General features: G+C 66.9%; 1 protein-coding gene. It reads left to right on the top strand.

Annotation, left to right across the window (positions count from 1 at the left end):
- Positions 1–2 precede the first annotated feature (2 nt).
- The gene (locus OXS49_RS33200; protein ID WP_267428746.1) at positions 3–2,099 is read left to right on the top strand and encodes a TonB-dependent receptor; all 2,097 of its coding nucleotides are present in this window, start codon (positions 3–5) and stop codon (positions 2,097–2,099) included.
- Positions 2,100–2,124 lie beyond the last annotated feature (25 nt).

Below are 2,124 nucleotides of genomic sequence, written 5' to 3'. Positions count from 1 at the left end.
CCTTGTCGCTCCTCGCCTGCGCGATTCCCCCGTCAGCCTTCGCTCAAAACGCCGCCGTGGCGCTCCCCGAACTCAGCGTCGTCGGCAGCGCAACGCCGACAGGGCCGCTCACGGGAGAGGCGCGCGGCTCGCTCTCCGTGCCGAGCGTCGATCGCCAGCGTGCGGCGCTCTACCAGACGGTCGGATCGGTCGCGTTCGTGGACGCCGCGACGCTTCAGGACCGCTACATCAACACGATCCGCGACGTGCTCAAGGACGTGCCCGGCGTCTACGTGCAGGAGCGCTACGGCCAGGAGTTGCGCCTGTCGGTGCGCGGCTCGGGCGTCGCCCGCAACTTCCACCTGCGCGGGCTCGAAATCCTACAAGATGGCATCCCGTTCAACCTCGCGGACGGGAGCGGCGACTTCTATCAAATCGACCCGCTCGCCGTGCGGTCCGTGGAGGTCTACAAGGGCGGCAATGCCCTGACCTTCGGGGCGACGACGCTCGGCGGCGCGATCAACTTCGTCACACCGACCGCCTACACGGCGGTCGCGCCCAACCTCCTGCGCATCGACGGCGGCAGCTTCGGCACGATCCGCGAGCAGGCGCAGATGTCCCGCATCGACGGGCCGCTCGACGTGCTGGTCAATGCGACGCTGACCAATTCGGACGGGTTTCGCGCCCACGAGGCGCAGGCGACCAAGAATTTCAACGCCAATATCGGCTACCGGATCGCCCCCGATATCGAGACGCGCTTCTATCTCGGCACCTACCTGACCGATCAGAAGCTGCCCGGCAGCCTGACCCTCGGCCAGAGCCTCGCCACGCCGACGCTCGCCAATCCCACCGCCATCACCGGCAACCAGTCGCGCAAGGTCGAGACGGAGCGGATCGCCAACCGTACCTCGTTCCTGCTCGATGTCGGCAAGCTCGACGTGGACACCTGGGCGATCCACAAGAGCCTCTACCACCCGATCTTCCAGGCGCTCGATCAGGATGGCTGGACCTACGGGATCAGCCCGCATTGGTCCGGCACCTTCGATCTGGGCGGTTTTCGCGACGACGTGGTGCTGGGCCTGCGCGCCTTCGCGGGTCAGAATTCGGCCCTGCAATTCGTCAACATCCGCGGCCAGCGGGGCGCCCAGACGCTGAATGCGCTCCAGAGCGCGTCGAACTACGAGGCCTATGGCGAGAACCGGTTCTGGTTCCTGCCGGACGTGGCGCTGATGACCGGCGCCAAGGCGTTCTCGTCGAACCGCACCTACAGCGACAAGGGCGGGTTGCCCGGAAACCTGCGCCCGTGCTTCGCAGAACAGACCTATGCGGGGATCAACCCGAAGATCGGCCTGCTCTGGCAGCCCGACCCCGACATCCAGGTTTTCGGCGACATCGCCCGGTCCCGCGACGTGCCGGATTTTTCCGACCTCGTGCAGCAGAACCTCCTGAACACCACCTTCGTGCCGCTCCGGGCCCAGCACGCCTGGACCTACGAGGCGGGTGCGCGCGGCCGGATCGACCGCCTCGCCGTCGACCTGACGCTCTACCGGTCGGACCTGCGCGACGAGCTCATCAACTTCTCGACCAATCCCGGACTCAACATCCCGGCCGCGACCTTCAACACGCCGCGCTCGATCCACCAGGGCGTCGAGGCGGCCGTGACCCTCGATCTCGCCCGCGATTTCATAGCTTCCGACGACGCCCTGAGCCTGACGCAGATCTGGACCCACAACGACTTTCGGTTCGTGCGCGATCCAGTCTTCGGCAACGGTCGGATCGCCGGCATTCCCACGGACGTGCTCCGCACCGTCCTGAATTACCGCCACCCGAGCGGCTTCCACATCGCTCCGGCCGTCGATTGGGTGCCGGAGGGTGCCTTCGCCGACCACGCCAACACCCTGAGGGTGCCGGGCTACGCGTTGCTCGGCATCGAGGCCGGGATCGACTTCGCGAACGGCGTCGCGCTGTTCGTCGATGCGCGCAATCTCACGGACGCCCGCTATGTGTCGGACATCGCCGTGGTGGCGAATGCTCGGACGTCCGGGAGCCCGGCAGCCTTGGCGGCGTTTTATCCCGGAAGCGGTCGCAGCATATTCGGCGGCCTGCAGGCTGCGTTCTGAACGTGAGAGCCGTGCCCGATCGCGC

The organism is Methylobacterium sp. GC_Met_2 (genome assembly GCF_026540795.1).
GTDB lineage: Bacteria > Pseudomonadota > Alphaproteobacteria > Rhizobiales > Beijerinckiaceae > Methylobacterium.
This window is presented reverse-complemented; position numbering and strand designations above follow the sequence as displayed.